The following is a 19,064-nucleotide window of genomic DNA, read 5'->3' on the forward strand; positions in this document are numbered from 1 at the left end:
TGCGTGCGACGCCGTCGCGTCAGCGCTCGAGCGCTGCCCGCGCGCGCTCGATCAGCGCGGTCGTCGACGAATCGTGCTTCGCCGGATCGACCGATTCGGCCGACAGGTCGGCTTCGACGACCTTGCCGAGAATCTTGCCGAGCTCCACGCCCCACTGGTCGAACGGATTGATGTCCCACACCGTCGCCTGCACCAGCACCTTGTGCTCGTAGAGCGCGATCAGCGCGCCGAGCGTGCGCGGCGTCAGCGCGTCCACCAGCAGCGTCGTCGTCGGACGGTTGCCGGGGAACGTCAGGTGCGGCGCGAGCGCTTCCTTGCCGGGGCCGGCGACCTGGCGCGCTTCGTCGAGCGTGCGGCCGAGCATCAGTGCTTCACTTTGCGCGAAGCAGTTCGCGAGCAGCTTCGGATGATGGCTCGCGAGCGGATGCTCGGGCGTCAGCACCGCGATGAAGTCGATCGGCACGATCGTCGGGCCCTGGTGCAGCATCTGGAAGAACGCGTGCTGGCCGTTGGTGCCCGGCTCGCCCCACGTGACGGCCGACGTCGGGTAATCGACGAACGTGCCGTCGAGACGCGCGGACTTGCCGTTGCTTTCCATCTCGAGCTGCTGGAGATACGACGGCAGGTAGTGCAGCGCTTCCGAATACGGCGCGACGAGGTAGCTCTGCGAGCCGAAGAAGTTGCGATACCAGATGCCGATCAGGCCGAGCAGCACCGGCAGGTTGTGCTCGAGCGGCGCTTCACGGAAATGGCGATCCATGTCGTTCGCGCCGGCGAGCAGTTCGTCGAACTGCTCGGGCCCGACCGCGATCATGATCGACAGGCCGACTGCCGACCACAGCGAATAGCGGCCGCCGACCCAGTCCCACATTTCGAACACGTTGTCCGCGGCGATGCCGAACTTCACGACTTCGGCCGGGTTCGCCGACACGCCGACGAAGTGCTTCGCGAGCGCGTCCTCGGGGCAGCCGCGCGCGACGAACCAGTCGCGCAGCGAGCGTGCGTTCGTCATCGTCTCGAGCGTCGTGAAGGTCTTCGACACGATGATCGCGAGCGTTTCTTCCGGGTCGACCTGTTCGAGCACGCGCGCGAGATCGGCGCCATCGACGTTCGACACGAAGTGCGTCGAGATGTCGGGCGTCGCGACATGGTGCAGCGCGTGCACGACCATCTTCGGCCCGAGATCCGAGCCGCCGATGCCGATGTTGATCACGTGGCGGATGCGCTTGCCGGTATAGCCGGTCCACGCGCCGCTGCGCACGGCGCGCGCGAAGCTCGCCATCTTCGCGCGCTCGGTGCTGACCTGCGCATGGAACGGCGCGTGCGGGTCCGTCGCGCGCAGTGCGGTGTGCAATGCGGCGCGGCCTTCGGTCGGGTTGACGATCTCGCCGGCGAACATCGCGTCGCGGCGCGCTTCGACGCCCGCTTCGCGGGCCAGCTGCACGAGCAGGCGCAGCGTGTCGTCGTTGATGCGGTTCTTCGAGAAGTCGGCCGCAAGGCCGCCGCCCGGGACCGTGAAGCGTTCGGCGCGGGTCGGCGCGCGGTCGTTTTCCGGCGCGAACCAGTCGCGCAGCCGTGCATGGCGGATTTGTTCGAAGTGGGATTGAAGGGCAGTCCAGGCGGGGAGCGAATTCAGCGTCATGGCGGTTCGAGTGAAGCGTGAATCGGGAGGAATGCCGCGCCGGCGCCTCGGGATCGGAAGGCCGGCGGACGAGCGGGCCCGCCGTGCGGCGGGGGCACTCAGTATAGCGGCGTTACATGTCGGCGCGCGGCGACGGGTAAAAAAGGCGATTGATCAGCGTGCGCACCATCGGCGCGAGTTCGCCCGCGGTGAGGCCGGCCGGCCCGGTGCCGTGCGCGGTCAGCGTATCGGCCGCGAGGCCGTGCAGGTAGACGCCCGCGAGTGCGGCCTCGTAGGGCGCGACGCGCTGCGCGAGCAACGCGCCGATCAGGCCGCCGAGCACGTCGCCGGTGCCGCCGGTGGCGAGTGCCGCATTGCCGGTCGGGTTGATCGTCAGGCGGCCGTCGGGCGCCGCGATCACCGTGCCCGAACCCTTCAGTACGACGATGCTCGCGTAGCGCGTGGCGAGCGCCTGGGCCGCGGCCAGTCGATCGTGCTGCACCGACGCCGTGTCGCTGCCGAGCAGCCGCGCTGCCTCGAGCGGATGCGGTGTCAGCACGCACGCATTGCCGCGTGTGCCGCGGGCGGCCACGGCGGCCGCGAGGTCGGCGTGCGTCGCGACGAGGTTCAGCGCGTCGGCGTCGAGCAGCGTCACGGCATCGTGCGCGAGCACGTCGCGCACGAGGGTGGCTGCGGCCTCGCGCGTGCCGAGGCCGCAGCCTGCTGCGATCGCGGACATCGCGTCGAGGTCGAGGCCGTCCGCGGGATGCAGCATCAGTTCGGGAAACGGCGGGTCGTACGGCGGCGCGCCGGCGCCGAGAAAACCGACATGCACCTTGCCGGCGCCCGCGAACAGCGCGGCGCGCGCGGCGAGGATCGGCGCGCCGCACATGCCCGTGTCGCCGCCGAGCACCGCGAGGCTGCCGAACGTGCCCTTGTGCGACGCGAACGCGCGGGCGGGCAATGCGGCGGCGAATCGTGCCGGTGCATTCAGCACGATGGCCGGCGCGGCGGGTGGGGCGACGTCGAGCGACGCGATGTCGATCTGGCCGGCGAGGTCGCGGCCGTCGCCGGTGTAAAGGCCCGGCTTCGCGCCGATGAAGGTGAGCGTGTGGGTCGCGGCGACCGCGACGCCCGCGCCGACGATCCGGCCCGTGTCGCTGTCCAGTCCGCTCGGCACGTCGAGCGCGAGCACGCGGCCGCCGCTTCGGGCATGCGCGGCGATGCGCGCGGCCTGGGGGGCGAACGGACCGTCGAGCGCGCTACCGAGGCCGATGCCGAACAGTCCGTCGACGACCCAGGCGTAATCGTCGAGCGAGGCGGGCGGTTCGGTCGACAGCGGCACGCCGGCCGCGCGCGCGAGGCCGAGCGCCCATTGCGCATCGTCCGGCTTGACCGGCACGGGCATCCAGGCCTGCGTCGCGACACCGAGCTGCTGCAGCTGCGCGGCGGCCACCAGCGCGTCGCCGCCGTTGTTGCCGGGGCCGACCGCGAACCAGACCGGGCGGTCGTCGCCGGCGACCCGTTCGGACAGCCAGCGCGCGGCGGCGGCGCCCGCGCGGCCCATCAGCGTGTGCGGCGGCAGTTCGGCGGTCGCGGCGGCCTCGGCCGCGCGCAGGTCGGCGACGCGCAGCAGCGCGAGCGGGACGGAATCGGGAAGCGGGCGGGTATTCGTCATCGCGGGGTCATGGCGGCGGGAGGAAGCGCCCCGGGACGGGCCCGCGGCGGTCAGGTCGTGAAGCGCGCGGCGCTCAGCGCGGCGAGCGTGTCGGCGGGCCACTGCTGCGTGTCGCCGGCCAGACAGTCCGTCACCACTTTAGCAGACCCGCACGCGAGGCCCCAACCGGCCGGGCCGTGACCGAAATTGACGAACACGCGCGGATGCGGGGTCGGACCGACGACCGGCAGGCCGTCCGGCGACAGCAGTTGCGTGCCTTGCCACGACAGCGCGGCGGAAATCTTCGCGGCGCCCGGCACCCAGTCGTGGACGGCCTGGCCGAGCAGCGCGAGCGCGGCTTCGGACAGCGGCTCGGGGAGCGGCTTCGCGGTGTCGGCGAGGCTTTGCAGCACGGCGCCGCCGCCGATGCGCAGCCGCTGGTGGGTGCGCGTGATCGAGATCCGCTTGATCGAATCGACGACGCTCAGGTGCGGCGCATGTTCTTCGTACGCGACCGGCGCGGTCAGCGTATGCGCGCGGACCGGGTGCAGCGGCAGCCGCCAGCCGAGCCGCTCCAGCAGCGGCAGGCTGCCGGCGCCGGCAGCGACCACGATCGCGTCGGCCGCCATCACGTCGACCTCGTGCGCCTTCTTCGCGTGCCGGCCGCCGGCCGGTGCGAGCTCGATCGCGGCGCGGCCGGTGTCGACGCGGATCGCCGCGACGTCCGCGCCGAAGCGGAACTGCACGCCGTGCTCGTCGAGCGTCTGCTTGACCAGTTTCGCGAACAGCGGGCAGTTTCCGGTGCGCTCGCTCTCGAGCAGCACGCCGCCGGCGAAGCCGGGCTCGGCCGGCACCGACGGCTCGAGCGCCGCGCATTCGTCGGCGGTGAGCACGCGGTACGGCTGGTCGAGCGCGCGCAGCAGGTCGAGCGCCGGCTGCAGCGCTTCCCAGTCGCGCGGGTCGCGCACGACGTGCAGGATCCCGGCTTTCTGCTCGAATTCGAGCTGGAAGCGCGCCTCGATGTCGGCGAGCGACTCGCGCGACGCGTCGATCAGCGGGCGCAGCCGTGCATACTGCGCGGTGAATGCATCGGGTTCGCGCAGCGCGGCGAGCTGCTTGACGAAGCGGCGCACGCCGCCGTTGAAGCCCGGCTTGTAGACGATGCCGGTGTCGCGCGGCTGGCGCTGGCGCATGAAGGTCGGGCCGAACCAGACGTCGAGCGGGCTCGGCAGCAGCGTGCCGCCGTCGCCGTAGGTCGCGCCCTGCGCGACGGTCGCGTGGCGTTCGACCACGCACACGCGATGGCCGGCCGCGCGCAGCTGGTAGGCGGTGGCGACGCCGCTGATTCCGCCGCCGATGACGATGACATCCATGGATTGCTTCGATGACGGGCGGCGCGCACGCCGCCCGGTGAGAATTCGCTGACGGGCCCCCGGCCCGGTGAACCGGGAATGATAGCGCCAAAATCACGCGAACCGGTGCCACGCAACCCCATCCGATTCCGCCGTCTTGCGGTCACAGGCCACCGCGGCCGCGCACGCCGGCCCGGCGGCCGGCCGGGCACCGTGGATGCCGGTGCACCGTCGCGGTGCGTGATGGGTGCCGATCAGGGTGCCGATCAGCCGGTCTGGGATGACCGACTTCCGGGTATAATTACGGCCTTCCTTTCGCCCCACGTCGCCACCTCGCGCGACTCATCGACGTCAGTCCAGCCCATGGCTCACTTCTCGTGTTTTCCCGGCGCTTCGGCCCTCTCCGATTTCCGTCAAACCCGTCTGCTCGACACGCTCAGGCAAATCGACGCCAACATCGTCGCGGTACGCGGCCAGTTCCTGCACTTCGTCAATGCGGCCGAGCCGCTGTCGGCCGACGACAGCGCGCGCATCGACGCGCTGATGCACTACGGCGCGCCGTTCGAGCCGGCGGCCGAGAAGGGCACGACCGAGACCTTCGTCGTGCTGCCGCGCTTCGGCACCGTTTCGCCGTGGGCGAGCAAGGCGACCGACATCGCGCAGCACTGCGGCCTCACGCAGGTGCGCCGCATCGAGCGCGGCGTCGAATTCACGGTCACGCTGAAGTCGGGCCTGCTCGGCGGCAAGAAGGCGCTGTCCGACGACGCGCGCGCCGCGGTGGCAGCCGCGCTGCATGACCGGATGACCGAAAGCGTGGTCGCCGCGCGCGACGACGCGAAGCACCTGTTCGACGAGCTGCCGGCCAAGCCGCTCGCGACCGTCGACGTGCTGGGCGTCGGCCGCGCCGCGCTCGAGCGCGCGAACGTCGAGCTGGGCCTCGCGCTCGCCGACGACGAGATCGACTACCTGGTCGACGCGTTCCGCAAGCTCGAACGCAACCCGACCGACGTCGAGCTGATGATGTTCGCGCAGGCGAACAGCGAGCACTGCCGCCACAAGATCTTCAACGCGAACTGGACGATCGACGGCGAAGCGCAGGACATGTCGCTGTTCGCGATGATCCGCAACACCGAGAAGCTGAGCCCGCAAGGCACGATCGTCGCGTATTCGGACAACTCGTCGATCATGGTCGGCGCCGAAGCCGAGCGCTGGTTCCCGCGCAACGCGGGCGCGGCCGGCGAGCCGGGCGAGCGCTACGGGCGCCACACCGAGCTCACGCACACGCTGATGAAGGTCGAGACGCACAACCACCCGACGGCGATCTCGCCGTTCCCGGGCGCGGCGACCGGCGCGGGCGGCGAGATCCGCGACGAAGGCGCGACGGGCCGCGGTGCGCGTCCGAAGGCCGGCCTCACGGGCTTCACGGTGTCGAACCTCGACCTGCCGGACGCACGCCAGGCGTGGGAGAACGCACGCGACGCGGCGCAGCCGGTCGCCGAGCGCAACCCGAACGAGCAGCACGGCCCGTATGGCCGTCCGGACCGCATCGCGTCGCCGCTGCAGATCATGATCGACGGCCCGCTCGGCGGCGCCGCGTTCAACAACGAATTCGGCCGGCCGAACCTCGGCGGCTATTTCCGCGTGTACGAGCAGAACGTCGGCGGGAAGGTGCACGGCTATCACAAGCCGATCATGATCGCGGGCGGCCTCGGCAACATCGCGGATCAGCACACGCACAAGCACGACGTGCCGGCCGGCTCGCTGCTGATCCAGATCGGCGGCCCCGGCATGCGGATCGGCATGGGCGGCGGCGCGGCGAGCTCGATGGCGACCGGCGCGAACACGGCCGAACTCGACTTCGACTCGGTGCAGCGCGGCAACCCGGAAATCGAGCGGCGCGCGCAGGAAGTGATCAACGGCTGCTGGCAGCTCGGCGCGGAAAACCCGATCCTGAGCATCCACGACGTCGGCGCGGGCGGCCTGTCGAACGCGTTCCCCGAGATCGTCGACGGCGCGGGCAAGGGCGCACGCTTCGAACTGCGCAAGGTCGCGCTCGAGGAATCGGGCCTGTCGCCGCGCGAAATCTGGTCGAACGAGGCGCAGGAGCGCTACGTGCTGGCGATCGCGCCGGCTGATCTGCCGCGCTTCGAGGCGATCTGCGCACGCGAGCGCTGCCCGTTCGCGGTGGTCGGCGTCGCGACCGACGAACGCCAGCTGAAGCTCGTCGACGACGAAGCGAAGGGCACCGAAGAATACCCGGTCGACATGCCGATGGAAGTGCTGCTCGGCAAGCCGCCGCGCATGCACCGCGACGTCACGCGTGTCGCGACCGAGCGCGCGCCGGTCGACGTGACGGGCGTCGCGCTGTCGGAAATCGCGGTCGACGTGCTGAAGCACCCGACGGTCGGCAGCAAGTCGTTCCTGATCACGATCGGCGACCGTTCGGTCGGCGGCACGTCGGTGCGCGACCAGATGGTCGGCCCGTGGCAGGTGCCGGTGGCCGACTGCGCGGTGACCGCGCTCGACTACGCGGGCTTCAAGGGCGAGGCGATGACGATGGCCGAGCGCACGCCGCTCGCGGTGATCGACGCGCCGGCGTCGGGCCGCATGGCGGTCGGCGAGGCGATCACGAACATCGCGAGCGCGCCGATCGCGTCGCTCGACAAGCTGAAGCTGTCGGCGAACTGGATGGCCGCGTGCGGCACGGCCGGCGAGGACGCCGCGCTGTTCGACACGGTCAAGGCGATCGGCATGGAGCTGTGCCCGGCGCTCGGGATCGGCATTCCGGTCGGCAAGGACTCGCTGTCGATGAAGACCAAGTGGGACGAGCAGGGCGTCGCGAAGGAAGTCGTGTCGCCGGTGTCGCTGATCATCTCCGCGTTCGCGCCGGTCGAAGACGTGCGCCGTCACCTGACGCCGCAACTGCGCCGCATCGCCGACGCAGGCGACAGCGTGCTGATCGCGATCGATCTCGGCCGCGGCAAGAACCGCATGGGCGGCAGCATCTTCGCGCAGGTCACGCAGCAGGTCGGTGACGCGACGCCGGACGTCGACGATCCGGAAGACCTGAAGCGCTTCTTCAACGCGATCCAGTCGCTCAACGCGCAAGGCAAGCTGCTCGCGTACCACGACCGCTCGGACGGCGGCCTGTGGGCGACGGTGTGCGAAATGGCGTTCGCGGGTCACGCGGGCGTGTCGCTGAACGTCGACATGCTGACGCTCGACCCGAATCACGAATCCGACTACGGCGACGCGAAGGACTGGGCGAAGCAGACGAGCGGCCGTCGCGAGGATCGCACGCTGCGCGCGCTGTTCTCGGAAGAACTCGGTGCCGTCGTGCAGGTGCGCGCGGCCGATCGCGACGCGGTGCTCGGCGCGCTGCGCGAGTTCGGCCTGTCGGCGTGCTCGCACGTGATCGGCACGGTCAACGATCGCGACGTGATCGAGGTGTACCGCGACGCGAAGAAGGTGTTCGACGCGCCGCGCGCGGAACTCCATCGCGCATGGGGCGAAGTGAGCTGGCGCATCGCGCGCCTGCGCGACAACCCCGCCTGCGCGGACGCCGAATACGACGCGCTGCTCGATGCGGCCGACCCGGGCATCTCGCCGGTGCTCACGTTCGATCCGGCCGACGACATCGCAGCACCCTTCATCGCGACGGGCGCGCGCCCGCGCGTCGCGATCCTGCGCGAGCAGGGCGTGAATTCGCACCTCGAAACGGCATACGCGTTCGACCGCGCGGGCTTCGATGCGCACGACGTGCACATGAGCGACCTGCTGGCCGGCCGCGCGACGCTCGCCGATTTCGCGGGCGCGGTGGCATGCGGCGGCTTCTCGTACGGCGACGTGCTGGGCGCGGGCGAAGGCTGGGCGAAGACGATCCGCTTCAACGCGAATCTCGCCGACATGTTCTCGGCCTTCTTCGCGCGCCCCGACACGTTCGCGCTCGGCATCTGCAACGGCTGCCAGATGCTTTCGAGCCTCGCGTCGATGATCCCGGGTGCCGAAGCGTGGCCGAAGTTCACGCGCAACAAGTCCGAGCAGTTCGAGGCGCGCTTCTCGTTCGTCGAAGTGGAGAAGTCGCCGTCGATCTTCTTCGCGGGGATGGAAGGCTCGCGGATTCCGGTGGCGGTCGCGCACGGCGAAGGCTATGCGGACTTCTCGCAGCAAGGCGACATCGACCGCGTCGCGGTCGCGATGCGCTACGTCGACCACCGCGGCGAAGCGACCGAGCGTTATCCGTTCAACCCGAACGGGTCGCCGGCCGGCATCACGTCGGTCACGACGGCCGACGGCCGCTTCTCGGTGCTGATGCCGCACATGGAGCGCGTGCACCGCACGGTCACGATGAGCTGGCATCCGGAAGGCTGGGGCGAGGCGAGCCCGTGGATGCGCGTGTTCCGCAACGCACGCCGCTGGATCGGCTGATGTTCGATCCGCACGCGCCGGTCGAGATCGTCACGCTGCGCGATGAGCGCGCAAGCGACGTCGAGGCGATCGGTCGCGTGATCGTGGCCGCGTTCGCGGACGCGCCGCAGCACGGCGCGTTCGAGCGGCGGATCGTCGACGCGTTGCGCGCGGATGGCGCGCTCGGCGTGTCGCTCGTCGCGGAGCGCGACGAGCGGGTGATCGGCCATGTCGCGTTCTCGCCGGTCTCGATCGGCGGCGAGCCGGCAGGCAGCCAGCAGTGGTACGGGCTCGCGCCGCTCGCGGTACTGCCCGAATGCCGGCGCCAGAGCATCGGCGCGGGGCTCGTGCGTGCGGGGCTCGACGCGTTGCGCCGGCTCGGCGCGCGCGGCTGCGTCGTGCTCGGTGATCCCGGGTACTACGCGCGTTTCGGTTTCGTGCCGTCCGGCGATCTCGTGTTCGCGGATGCGCCGCCCGAGCATTTCCTCGCATTGGCATTCGACGACGCCGCGCCGCGGCCATCGGGCGACGTCCGCTATCACGACGTGTTCCATCCGGTGTAACGGTTCGGTGCGCCGGCCGTGTGCGATCTCGCCGGACTCGACCGAATGAACTGAAAAGCCGCTTCGACGCGGCTTTTTCTTTGCGTAGCGCCGTTTTCGTCATCCATTTTTCCTGTCCCGCCCGCCGACCGGCGCAATCGCGCCGGCCAATCGCGTTTCAGTGATCCGGCACACGCAGCGGATCGTCCGCCCTTGCTACGGTGTCCGCGTCAACGGGAGTCATCGAAATGAATTCGGACTGCAACAGCGGCCGTGCAGGCGAGGCGCGCGCGCAACTGCACTCGATCCAGATCCTGCGGGCCGTTGCGGCGCTGCTGGTGGCGTTCTGGCATTTCGCCGCCGCGATGCCGCTCTATCACCCTGCGCCCGCATGGATCAACACGCGCAATTTCGCGGCGATCGGCAATGCGGGCGTCGACCTGTTCTTCGTGATCAGCGGCTTCATCATCTTGCATACGCATCGCCGCGATGCGGCCGGGTGGGCCGCGGCCGGCCGGTTCCTGAAGCGGCGGGTGCTGCGGATCTATCCGCTGTACTGGATGTGGACCACCGTGCTCGTGGCGATGTGGAGCGTGCATCTCGTGCTGAAGAGTCATCACGCGACGCTCCATTACCTGATCTGCTCGTACCTGTTGTGGCCGGCGGCGAATCCGGACGGTATCTGGCGGCCGTTTCTGGAGCAGGGCTGGACGCTCGGCTACGAGATCTACTTCTATTTCGCATTCGCCGTTGCGATCGCGCTCGGCTTGCGCTGCCTGCTGCTGCCGTTTCTCGCGTCCGCCTTCCTGACGGTCGGCGTGGCCTGCCACCTGCTCGGTGCGCCGACGTCGGTCACGATGCTGACCGGCGCGCAACTGATCGGCGAATTCCTGCTCGGCATCGTCGCGGCGATGGTGTATGCGGTCGTGCGCGATCGCTGGACGCCCGCCGCGATGCTGGCCGTCGGCCGGATGCTGGTCGTCGCGGGTGTGCTCGGGCTGCTCGGCGCGGCACTGGCCGGCGCGGACGGTGTGGGCAATCCGCCGATGGAGCTGTTCGTCGGTCATGCGCCGCGTGCGCTCGTCTACGGCGGTCCGGCGTTCCTGCTGGTGCTGGGCGCGGTGCTGATCGACCACGTGCGGCCGGTCGCGGACAGCGCGCTGGTGTTGCTGGGCAACGCGTCGTATTCGATCTACCTGACGCACAACTTCGTCGTGGCGGCCGTCGCGACGGCGCTCAAGCACGGCGTGGGGCAGCAGGTCGGTGCGGACTGGATCGTCGCTGGCGGTCTCGCGCTCGTCGCCGTGGTTGGAGCAGGTGCGTATCGGCTGATCGAACAGCCGGTACTCGGCGTGCTCGCGAGAACGTTCGCAACCGACCGGGCGCGTGCGCGATCGGCAGCGCCGGCGAAGGCGTAGCGCGATGTGCATGCGCTGGCGCTGACGTCGGGATCGGCGCGAGTGCGAGTGCCGGCACGGGCCGGCGATCGCGACACGAACGACGATGGCAACGCGTTGGTTGCGCGTTGGCACGCACCGCAAGCGCACATGAAAAAGGCCGCTCCAGGGAGCGGCCTTCGCGTGGGCGATCGTCGCCGACGTTACTGGATTTTCGCCTGCTGGCGCAGGCCTTCCTCGAACGCCTGCAGCTTCTGCTGCACGAGCTGCTGCGCGATCTGCGCCTTCACCTGGTCGAACGGCGGCGGGGCGATGTCGCGGACGTCGTCGACACGGATGATGTGCCAGCCGAACTGCGTCTTCACCGGCGCGTCGGTCATCTGGCCTTTCTGCAGCTTCTGCGCCGCGGCCGCGAATTCCGGCACGTACGCCTTCGGGTCGGACCAGTCGAGGTCGCCGCCGTTCTTGCCCGAGCCCGGATCCTTCGAGTATTGCTTCGCCAGGTCCTCGAACTTCGCGCCGCCCTTGATCTTCGCGATCAGGTCCTTCGCCTGCTGCTCGCTGTCGACGAGGATGTGGTGCAGGTGATACTCGCGGTTGCCGCCGGCACCCTTCACGAGGTCGTCATAACGCGCCTTCACTTCCGCGTCGGTCGGCTGGTTCTTCTTCAGGAAGCTCTCGATCATCGAGCGCAGCACGACCGTCTGCTGCGCGACGGCGACCTGCGCCTTTACGTCCGGGCGGTTCGGGATGCCTTCGCGGATCGCTTCCTGCATCAGGATTTCGCGGTTCACGAGTTCCTGGCGCACGGCCTGCTGCAGTTGCGGGCTGTCGGTCTGGCCTTGCTGGACGAGCTGCGCGACCATCGCATCTGCGCGCGACTTCGGAATCGGCGTGCCGTTGACGACGGCGATGTTCTGGGCGAATGCCGGTGCCGCTGCAAAAGCAGCCGCCGCGACCCACAGGCGGGGGGATTTCAGGATCATCGGGAATTCCTGTTGAGACTAGATTGAAGATTCGTTGAATTCTTCGGGCGTGTAAGCCACGATCGCGAGCGCGTGAATGCCGCGCTGCATCGCATCAGCGAGCGCATCATACACCAGCCGGTGGCGCGCGACGCGCGGCTTGCCCGCGAAGGCGGCCGACACGATCGTGACCGTGAAGTGGCCGCCGGCAGCGGCGCCGGCGTGGCCCGCGTGCTGCGCGCTGTCGTCGCGCACCGCGAGCGACAGCGGCGCGAGCGCGGCGGTGAGGCGCGCTTCGATCAGCGCGATGCGTTCGTCGGGCGAGGCGTTGAGGAAAGCGTCGGTCATGTCATTCGTCCTTCAGGTACTTCGTGAGCCACAGGCTCTGCAGGATGATGAACACGACCATCGCGCCCGTCGTGCCGAACAGCTTGAAGTTCACCCACTGCGATTCGGTGTAGTTGTGCACCACGTACAGGTTCGCGACGCCGAGCACCGCGAAGAACAGCGCCCACGCGACGTTCAGCTTGTCCCACACGGGGTGCGGCAGCGTCAGCTGCTTGCCCATCATCTTCTCGATCAGGTTGTTGCCGAACGCATAGCGCGCGGCGAGCAGCCCGATCGCAAACAGCCAGTACAGCACAGTCGGTTTCCATTGAATGAATTTCTCGTCATGCAGGACGAGGGTAGCGCCGCCGAACACGACGATTACGCCGAGACTGACCCACAGCATCGTGTCGACCTTCCGGTGCCGGAAGGCGACCCACGCGACCTGGGCCAGCGTCGCGACGATCGCGACGGCGGTGGCGGTGAAGATGCCCCAGACCTTGAAGGCGGCGAAAAACAGGATGATCGGAAACAGATCGAACAGGAATTTCATGGCGCTCGCAGCTGCGTGAAAGGCCGCATCGCGCGGCCTTTCACCGTTGTGGGGACCCGCCGGGCGCCACCGTCCGGGATCGGGGCAGCCGGCAAGGCTGTCCGACCGATCCGTCCGGTGCCGCTCATTCGTTTTCGGGTCGGGACTCGAAGTTTAACGCAGCCGAATTGATGCAGTACCGCAAACCGGTCTTGTCGCGCGGGCCGTCCTCGAACACGTGGCCGAGATGCGCGCCGCAATGGTTGCAGCGGACCTCGACGCGCACCATTCCGTGCGAGCGGTCGATCTTCTCGTCGATCACCTCGCCGTTGAGCGGCTTGAAGTAGCTGGGCCAGCCGCAGCCCGAATGGAACTTGGCGCCGGATTCGAACAGCGGCGTGCTGCAGACGACGCACTTGTAGATGCCGGCGTCCTCGGTGTCGGTGTATTCGCCGGTGAACGCGCGCTCGGTTGCCGCATGCTGCGTGACCTCGTACTGCATCGGCGTGAGCCGGCGGCGCAGTTCGGCGTCGTCCTTCTGGTACGGGAAGGTCTTGTCGTCGGAATCGTGTGACATGGGGGAGTTCTCCTGATCGGTCGGTCGGGTCGGTCGGGTCACGACGAGCAGCTCACTTCGAGCGACCCGGCCCAGTCGGGCGGCAATGCCGCATACGCTTCATGTTCCGGTTGTTCGTCGAACGGGCGGCGCAGCACCTGCGCGAGTCGTTCGACTTCGGAAAAATCCTTTTCCTTCGCGCGCCGGATCGCGACTTCGGCCAGATGGTTGCGCAGCACGTATTTCGGGTTCACGCGATTCATCGCGGCCGCGCGGGCCGCGTCGTCGCGCGTTTCCTCGGACAGCCGCGCGCGGTAGAGGTTCGCCCACGCATCGAACGCGTCGCGATCGATGAACAGGTCGCGCACCGGCGCGTCGCGGCTCGCGTCGTGCTTCGAGATCTGCGCGAGGCGGCGGAACGTCAGCGTGAAGTCCGCATGGCTCGCGTGCATCGTTTCGAGCAGCTTGTTCGCGAGCTCGGCGTCGTTCTCGCGTTCGAGCTCGAGGCCGAGCTTCGCGCGCATCGCGCGCTCGAGCGCCGGGCCGAAGCGTTCCGGAAACTTCGCGAGCACGGCCTGCGCGTCGTCGACCGCGCGCTCGGCGCGCGCATCGTCGTCGGCGATGCCGTGCTGCAGCCCGATCAGCGGCAGCAGCGCCTGCGCGAGGCAGTAGCAGTTCCAGTGCGCGATGCGCGGCTGCATCCGGTACGCGTAGCGGCCGCTCGTGTCGGAGTGGTTGCAGATGTGGTTCGCGTCGAACGCGTCGACGAAGCCGAACGGGCCGTAGTCGATCGTCACGCCGAGGATCGACATGTTGTCGGTGTTCATCACGCCGTGACAGAAGCCGACCGCCTGCCACTGCGCGACGAGGTCGGCCGTGCGCAGCGTCGCGGCTTCGAGCAGCGCGAGGTACGGATCGTCGGCGTCGCGGCATGCGGGATAGAAGCGCTCGATCACGTGATCGGCGAGCTGGCGCAGCAGGTCCGGGCGATCGTTCGAGAAGAAGTGCTCGAAGTGGCCGAAGCGCACGAAGCTCTCCGACACGCGCGTGACGACGGCCGACGTCTCGATCTCCTCGCGCACCACCGGCTGGTCGGAGCCGATCACCGTGAGCGCGCGGGTGGTCGGAATGCCGAGGTGATGCATCGCTTCCGAGCACAGGAATTCGCGGATCGACGAACGCAGCACCGCGCGGCCGTCGCCCATCCGCGAATACGGCGTGCGGCCGCCGCCCTTGATCTGCAGTTCGTAGCGCCGGCCGTCGGTGCCGGCGAGTTCGCCGATCGTCAGCGCGCGGCCGTCGCCGAGCTGGCCGGCCCACACGCCGAACTGGTGGCCGGAATACACCGACGCGTACGGCATCGCGCTCGCGGGCCAGTCGCGCGTCGGGTTGCCGGCGAACAGCTCGGCGAATCCGGGTTGGGCGGCGAGCGACGCCGGCAGGCCGAGCAGGCGCGCGACTTCGTCGGAAAAGCCGACGACGTACGGCGCGGGCAGCGGTGCTGCCGGCAGCCGCGTATGAAACGCGTCGCCGAGTGCGACGAACGCGCCGACGGCCGGCGCGCCGAGCGTGGCGGCGAGGTCGGGGAGAGTGTCAGCCGTAGCGGCTGCGCTTCGGGAAAACGACATGTTGAGCGCCTCTGGGTAAGCCGATATTGTAAGGCGGCGCCGCGCCGCCCGCATGGCGGCCCGCGCGCCTTGCGCCAGGCCGGTCCGGGCCGTGGACGGGTTGCAGGCTGGCGCATCGCTTCGAGGCTGGTCACCGATTCGCGTCCTTCCGGGAGAACAAGACGATGGGTAAGCCGTTGCTGGGCCAGATGATGGACATGCCGTTGCTGGTGTCGTCGCTGATCGCGCATGCCGCGCGTTATGCGGGCGACACGGAGATCGTGTCGCGGCGCGTGGAAGGCGACCTGCATCGCTACACGTACCGCGACTGCGAGCAGCGCGCGAAGCGCCTCGCGCAGGCGCTCGCACGGCTCGGCGTCGAAGCTGGCGATCGTGTCGGCACGCTGGCCTGGAACGGCTACCGGCATCTGGAGGCGTACTACGGAATCGGCGGGATGGGCGCCGTGTGCCACACGATCAACCCGCGGCTCTTTCCCGAGCAGATCGCCTACATCGTCAACCACGCGGAAGACCGCTACGTCTTCTTCGACATCAATTTCGCGCCGCTCGTCGACGCGATCGCGCCGCAGTGCCCGCACGTGAAGGGCTGGATCGCGATGACGGATGCCGCGCACCTGCCGTCCGGCGCGACGCCGTACCTGTGCTACGAAACGCTCGTCGACGCCGAGGACGGCCGCTACGACTGGCCGCGCCTCGACGAACTGCAGGCGTCCGGCCTGTGCTACACGTCGGGCACGACCGGCAATCCGAAGGGCGTGCTGTATTCACATCGCTCGACGGTGCTGCACGCCTACGGCGCCGCGCTGCCCGACGCGATGAACCTGTCGGCGCTGGACGCGGTGTTGCCCGTCGTGCCGATGTTCCATGTGAACGCGTGGGGGCTGCCGTACGCGGTGCCGCTCACCGGCGGCAAGCTGGTGCTTCCCGGCAAGGACCTCGACGGCAAGTCGCTGTACGAACTGATGGAGGCCGAACGCGTGACGTTCTCCGCGGGCGTGCCGACCGTGTGGCTCGGGCTGCTGAACTACATGCGCGAGGCCGGCGTGCGCTTCTCGACGCTGAACCGCACGGTGATCGGCGGTTCGGCGTGCCCGCCCGCGATGCTGCGCACGTTCGAGGACGAATACGGCGTGCGCGTGATCCACGCGTGGGGAATGACCGAGCTGTCGCCGCTCGGCACGCTGGCGAAGCTCAACTGGGCGCAGTCGCAGCGGCCGCTCGACGTGCAGCGCCGGTTGCTGGAGAAGCAGGGGCGCGTGATCTGCGGTGTCGACATGCGGATCGTCGGCGACGACGGCCGCGAACTGCCGTGGGACGGCGTCGCGTTCGGCGAGCTGCAGGTGCGCGGGCCCTGGGTGATCGATCACTACTTCAAGGGCGATACGTCGCCGCTGTCGGACGGCTGGTTCCCGACGGGCGACGTCGCGACGATCGACCCAGACGGCTTCCTGCAGATCACCGACCGCAGCAAGGACGTGATCAAGTCCGGCGGCGAGTGGATCAGCTCGATCGACATCGAGAACGTCGCGATCGCGCACCCGGGCGTCGCCGAAGCCGCGTGTATCGCGTGCGCGCACCCGAAATGGACCGAGCGTCCGCTGCTCGTCGTGGTGCCGCGCGAGGGGGCGAACCTGACCCGCGACGCGCTGCTCGCGTTCTACGAAGGCAAGGTCGCGAAGTGGTGGGTGCCCGACGACGTCGTGTTCGTCGAATCGCTGCCGCACACCGCGACCGGCAAGCTGCAGAAGCTGAAGCTGCGCGAGACGTTCCGCGACTACGTGCTGCCGACGGCGCGCTGCGCACCGTAAGCCGCGGCCGGCGACGGCCCGCCGCGCGGTCACCCGATCCGGCCCCCGGAGCGGGAACAAATTCAAATTGAACGACCGTGCTTTTTCGTTGTATGCTGCCTCCGTTCGATCCGGACATGCGGCCGTTCGACCGCGCACAATGAAGCGCAGCCACCCCGGCGCGCGATGCATGGAGGCAGGCAGATGGCAGTGGATTACTCGACTCGCGACGGCGTGGCCGTCATCACGCTCAACAATCCGCCCGTCAACGGGCTCGGCCTGTCGACGCGCCAGGGCGTCATGGACGCGCTCGATCGCGCCGCGCAGGATCCGTCGGTCACGGCGATCGTGCTGACCGGCGCGGGCCGCGCGTTCTCGGGCGGTGCCGACATCACCGAATTCAATACCCCGAAGGCCCTGCAGGAGCCGACGCTGCACACCGTGATCCGCGCGGTGGAGGCGAGCGCGAAGCCGGTCGTCGCGGCGCTGCACAGCGTCGTGATGGGCGGCGGTCTCGAGCTCGCGCTCGGCGCGCACTATCGCGTCGCGGCGCCCGGCGCGCAGGTCGCGCTGCCCGAAGTGAAGCTCGGCCTGTTGCCGGGCGCGGGCGGCACGCAGCGGCTGCCGCGTGCGGTGGGCCTCGAAACCGCGCTGAACATGATCGTGTCGGGTGCGCCGGTGCCGTCGGAGCAGCTCGCGAACAGCGGGCTGTTCGACGCGATGGCCGACGGCGACCTGCTCGATGCGGCCGTCGCGTTCGCGCGCAAGGCCGGCGCGCAGCAGGGGCCGCATCCGCGCGTGCGCGATCGCAAGATCGTCCACGACAATGCCGCGGGCTTCATCCAGTTCGCGCGCAATTCCGCGCGGGCCGCCGCGCCGAATTTCCCCGCGCCGCACAAGTGCATCGACGCGATCGAGGCCGGCGTGCTGAACGGCTTCGACAAGGGCAGCGTCGCCGAACGCGACGGTTTCGTCGCGCTGATGATGACGCCGGAAAGCCGTGCGCTGCGGCACGCGTTCTTCGGCGAGCGCGCGGCGAGCAAGATTCCCGACGTGCCGGCCGATACGCCGGTGCGCGAGATCCGCCGCGTCGGCGTGATCGGCGCGGGTACGATGGGCGGCGGGATCGCGATGAACTTCGTCAACGCGGGCCTGCCCGTCACGCTGCTCGAGACGAAGCAGGACGCGCTCGACCGCGGCCTCGCCACGATCCGCAAGAACTACGACGCGCAGGTGAAGAAGGGCAAGCTCACGCAGCAGAAGCTCGACGCTCGCATGGCGCTGATCACGCCGACGCTGTCCTACGACGACCTGAAGGACGCGGACCTGATCGTCGAGGCCGTGTTCGAGGAGCTCGGCGTGAAGGAGCAGGTGTTCGGCCGGCTTGATGCGGTGGCGAAGCCCGGTGCGATCCTCGCGTCGAACACGTCGACGCTCGATGTCGACAAGATCGCCGCGTTCACGAAGCGTCCGCAGGACGTGGTCGGCATGCACTTCTTCAGCCCGGCCAACGTGATGAAGCTGCTCGAGGTCGTGCGCGGCGCGCAGACCGCGAAGGACGTGCTCGCGACCGTGATGGCGGTCGCGAAGAAGATCCGCAAGACGGCGGTGGTGTCGGGCGTGTGCGACGGCTTCATCGGCAACCGGATGATCGAGCAGTACATCCGCCAGGCGCTCTTCATGCTCGAGGAAGGCGCGCTGCCCGCGCAGGTCGATCGCGCGATCGAGAAGTTCGGTTTCGCGATGGGCCCGTTCCGGATGAGCGACCTCGCCGGCAACGACATCGGCTGGGCGATCCGCAAGCGCCGCTACGTCGAGAAACCCGATCTGCACTACTCGAAGATCGCCGACCGCCTGTGCGAGCAGGGCCGTTTCGGCCAGAAGACGGGCGGCGGCTGGTACGACTACGTGCCGGGCGAGCGCAAGGCGAAGCCGTCGGCGCTCGTCGACGAGATGGTCGTCGCGTATTCGCAGGAGCGCGGCGTCGAGCGGCGCAAGATCGGCGACGACGAGATCGTCGAGCGGCTCGTGTTCGCGCTCGTCAACGAAGGCGCGAAGATCCTCGAGGAGAGGATCGCGTCGAAGGCGTCCGACATCGACATGGTCTACCTGACCGGCTACGGGTTCCCGCTGTGGCGGGGCGGCCCGATGCTGTATGCGGACATGGTCGGCCTCTACAACGTCGAGCGCGCGATCCGCCGCTATGCGGCCGCGCCGAACGGCGACGCGTGGCAGCTCGCGCCGTCGATCGTCGAGCTCGCCAGCGCCGGGCGCGGGTTCAACGGCTGACGGC

13 protein-coding genes are annotated in these 19,064 nt (G+C 69.2%); 5 read left to right on the forward strand and 8 right to left on the reverse strand.

Going from position 1 to position 19,064, the window contains the following annotated elements:
• Window positions 1-19: 19 nt before the first annotated feature.
• The 3 genes from pgi to U4Z64_RS07985 all read right to left on the reverse strand — a co-directional run bounded on the left by pgi (window position 20) and on the right by U4Z64_RS07985 (window position 4,651).
• On the reverse strand, window positions 20-1,642 hold the full coding sequence (gene pgi / locus U4Z64_RS07975; RefSeq protein ID WP_321819628.1) for a glucose-6-phosphate isomerase: 1,623 nt from the start codon (window positions 1,640-1,642) through the stop codon (window positions 20-22).
• A gap of 112 nt (window positions 1,643-1,754) precedes the next feature.
• Window positions 1,755-3,299 carry an NAD(P)H-hydrate dehydratase gene (locus tag U4Z64_RS07980; RefSeq protein WP_321819629.1) on the reverse strand — a complete coding sequence of 515 codons (1,545 nt, stop codon included), beginning with the start codon at window positions 3,297-3,299 and terminating at the stop codon, window positions 1,755-1,757.
• A gap of 50 nt (window positions 3,300-3,349) precedes the next feature.
• Entirely contained in the window at window positions 3,350-4,651 is a 1,302-nt protein-coding gene (locus U4Z64_RS07985) for an FAD-dependent oxidoreductase (protein ID WP_044843669.1), read from the reverse strand.
• A 342-nt stretch (window positions 4,652-4,993) separates the two neighbouring features.
• On the opposite strand from U4Z64_RS07985, the gene purL reads away from it, so the two are divergent.
• The 3 genes from purL to U4Z64_RS08000 all read left to right on the forward strand — a co-directional run bounded on the left by purL (window position 4,994) and on the right by U4Z64_RS08000 (window position 10,997).
• Window positions 4,994-9,058 carry a phosphoribosylformylglycinamidine synthase gene (gene purL, locus U4Z64_RS07990; protein ID WP_321819630.1) on the forward strand — a complete coding sequence of 1,355 codons (4,065 nt, stop codon included), beginning with the start codon at window positions 4,994-4,996 and terminating at the stop codon, window positions 9,056-9,058.
• Window positions 9,058-9,600 (forward strand): GNAT family N-acetyltransferase, encoded by a 543-nt coding sequence (locus U4Z64_RS07995; RefSeq protein WP_044843780.1) that lies wholly within the window; start codon window positions 9,058-9,060, stop codon window positions 9,598-9,600. Before purL ends, U4Z64_RS07995 begins: the two co-directional genes overlap by 1 nt.
• A 227-nt stretch (window positions 9,601-9,827) precedes the next feature.
• Entirely contained in the window at window positions 9,828-10,997 is a 1,170-nt protein-coding gene (locus U4Z64_RS08000) for an acyltransferase (RefSeq protein ID WP_321819631.1), read from the forward strand.
• A gap of 182 nt (window positions 10,998-11,179) precedes the next feature.
• On the opposite strand, the gene U4Z64_RS08005 is transcribed toward U4Z64_RS08000, so the two are convergent.
• From U4Z64_RS08005 to U4Z64_RS08025, 5 genes are all read right to left on the reverse strand, one after another.
• Window positions 11,180-11,962, reverse strand: coding sequence for a peptidylprolyl isomerase (locus tag U4Z64_RS08005; protein ID WP_044843666.1), 783 nt, complete (start codon window positions 11,960-11,962; stop codon window positions 11,180-11,182).
• A gap of 18 nt (window positions 11,963-11,980) precedes the next feature.
• Window positions 11,981-12,289, reverse strand: coding sequence for a BolA family protein (locus U4Z64_RS08010; protein WP_044843665.1), 309 nt, complete (start codon window positions 12,287-12,289; stop codon window positions 11,981-11,983).
• A 1-nt stretch (window position 12,290) separates the two neighbouring features.
• Window positions 12,291-12,821, reverse strand: coding sequence for a septation protein A (locus tag U4Z64_RS08015; RefSeq protein WP_006753406.1), 531 nt, complete (start codon window positions 12,819-12,821; stop codon window positions 12,291-12,293).
• Window positions 12,822-12,945: 124 nt separating this feature from the next.
• Window positions 12,946-13,377 carry a peptide-methionine (R)-S-oxide reductase MsrB gene (msrB, locus tag U4Z64_RS08020; protein ID WP_059529717.1) on the reverse strand — a complete coding sequence of 144 codons (432 nt, stop codon included), beginning with the start codon at window positions 13,375-13,377 and terminating at the stop codon, window positions 12,946-12,948.
• A 38-nt stretch (window positions 13,378-13,415) separates the two neighbouring features.
• Complete coding sequence (locus U4Z64_RS08025; protein ID WP_044843663.1) at window positions 13,416-14,984, reverse strand: protein adenylyltransferase SelO; 1,569 nt, start codon at window positions 14,982-14,984, stop codon at window positions 13,416-13,418.
• A 164-nt stretch (window positions 14,985-15,148) separates the two neighbouring features.
• Between U4Z64_RS08025 and U4Z64_RS08030 the strand changes: the two genes are divergently transcribed.
• Window positions 15,149-16,792, forward strand: coding sequence for a 3-(methylthio)propionyl-CoA ligase (locus U4Z64_RS08030; protein WP_044843662.1), 1,644 nt, complete (start codon window positions 15,149-15,151; stop codon window positions 16,790-16,792).
• Window positions 16,793-16,975: 183 nt separating this feature from the next.
• On the forward strand, window positions 16,976-19,060 hold the full coding sequence (locus tag U4Z64_RS08035) for a 3-hydroxyacyl-CoA dehydrogenase NAD-binding domain-containing protein (RefSeq protein WP_321819632.1): 2,085 nt from the start codon (window positions 16,976-16,978) through the stop codon (window positions 19,058-19,060).
• Window positions 19,061-19,064 lie beyond the last annotated feature (4 nt).

This window comes from Burkholderia sp. BCC1996 (assembly GCF_905339955.1).
Classification (GTDB): Bacteria; Pseudomonadota; Gammaproteobacteria; order Burkholderiales; family Burkholderiaceae; genus Burkholderia.

What these genes read in the sequence shown, in the direction of transcription:
- pgi (WP_321819628.1), bottom strand. Translation starts at nt 1,642, where the DNA reads ATGACGCTGAATTCGCTCCCCGCCTGGACTGCCCTTCAATCCCACTTC.
- U4Z64_RS07980 (WP_321819629.1), bottom strand. Translation starts at nt 3,299, where the DNA reads ATGACGAATACCCGCCCGCTTCCCGATTCCGTCCCGCTCGCGCTGCTG.
- U4Z64_RS07985 (WP_044843669.1), bottom strand. Translation starts at nt 4,651, where the DNA reads ATGGATGTCATCGTCATCGGCGGCGGAATCAGCGGCGTCGCCACCGCC.
- purL (WP_321819630.1), top strand. Translation starts at nt 4,994, where the DNA reads ATGGCTCACTTCTCGTGTTTTCCCGGCGCTTCGGCCCTCTCCGATTTC.
- U4Z64_RS07995 (WP_044843780.1), top strand. Translation starts at nt 9,058, where the DNA reads ATGTTCGATCCGCACGCGCCGGTCGAGATCGTCACGCTGCGCGATGAG.
- U4Z64_RS08000 (WP_321819631.1), top strand. Translation starts at nt 9,828, where the DNA reads ATGAATTCGGACTGCAACAGCGGCCGTGCAGGCGAGGCGCGCGCGCAA.
- U4Z64_RS08005 (WP_044843666.1), bottom strand. Translation starts at nt 11,962, where the DNA reads ATGATCCTGAAATCCCCCCGCCTGTGGGTCGCGGCGGCTGCTTTTGCA.
- U4Z64_RS08010 (WP_044843665.1), bottom strand. Translation starts at nt 12,289, where the DNA reads ATGACCGACGCTTTCCTCAACGCCTCGCCCGACGAACGCATCGCGCTG.
- U4Z64_RS08015 (WP_006753406.1), bottom strand. Translation starts at nt 12,821, where the DNA reads ATGAAATTCCTGTTCGATCTGTTTCCGATCATCCTGTTTTTCGCCGCC.
- msrB (WP_059529717.1), bottom strand. Translation starts at nt 13,377, where the DNA reads ATGTCACACGATTCCGACGACAAGACCTTCCCGTACCAGAAGGACGAC.
- U4Z64_RS08025 (WP_044843663.1), bottom strand. Translation starts at nt 14,984, where the DNA reads ATGTCGTTTTCCCGAAGCGCAGCCGCTACGGCTGACACTCTCCCCGAC.
- U4Z64_RS08030 (WP_044843662.1), top strand. Translation starts at nt 15,149, where the DNA reads ATGGGTAAGCCGTTGCTGGGCCAGATGATGGACATGCCGTTGCTGGTG.
- U4Z64_RS08035 (WP_321819632.1), top strand. Translation starts at nt 16,976, where the DNA reads ATGGCAGTGGATTACTCGACTCGCGACGGCGTGGCCGTCATCACGCTC.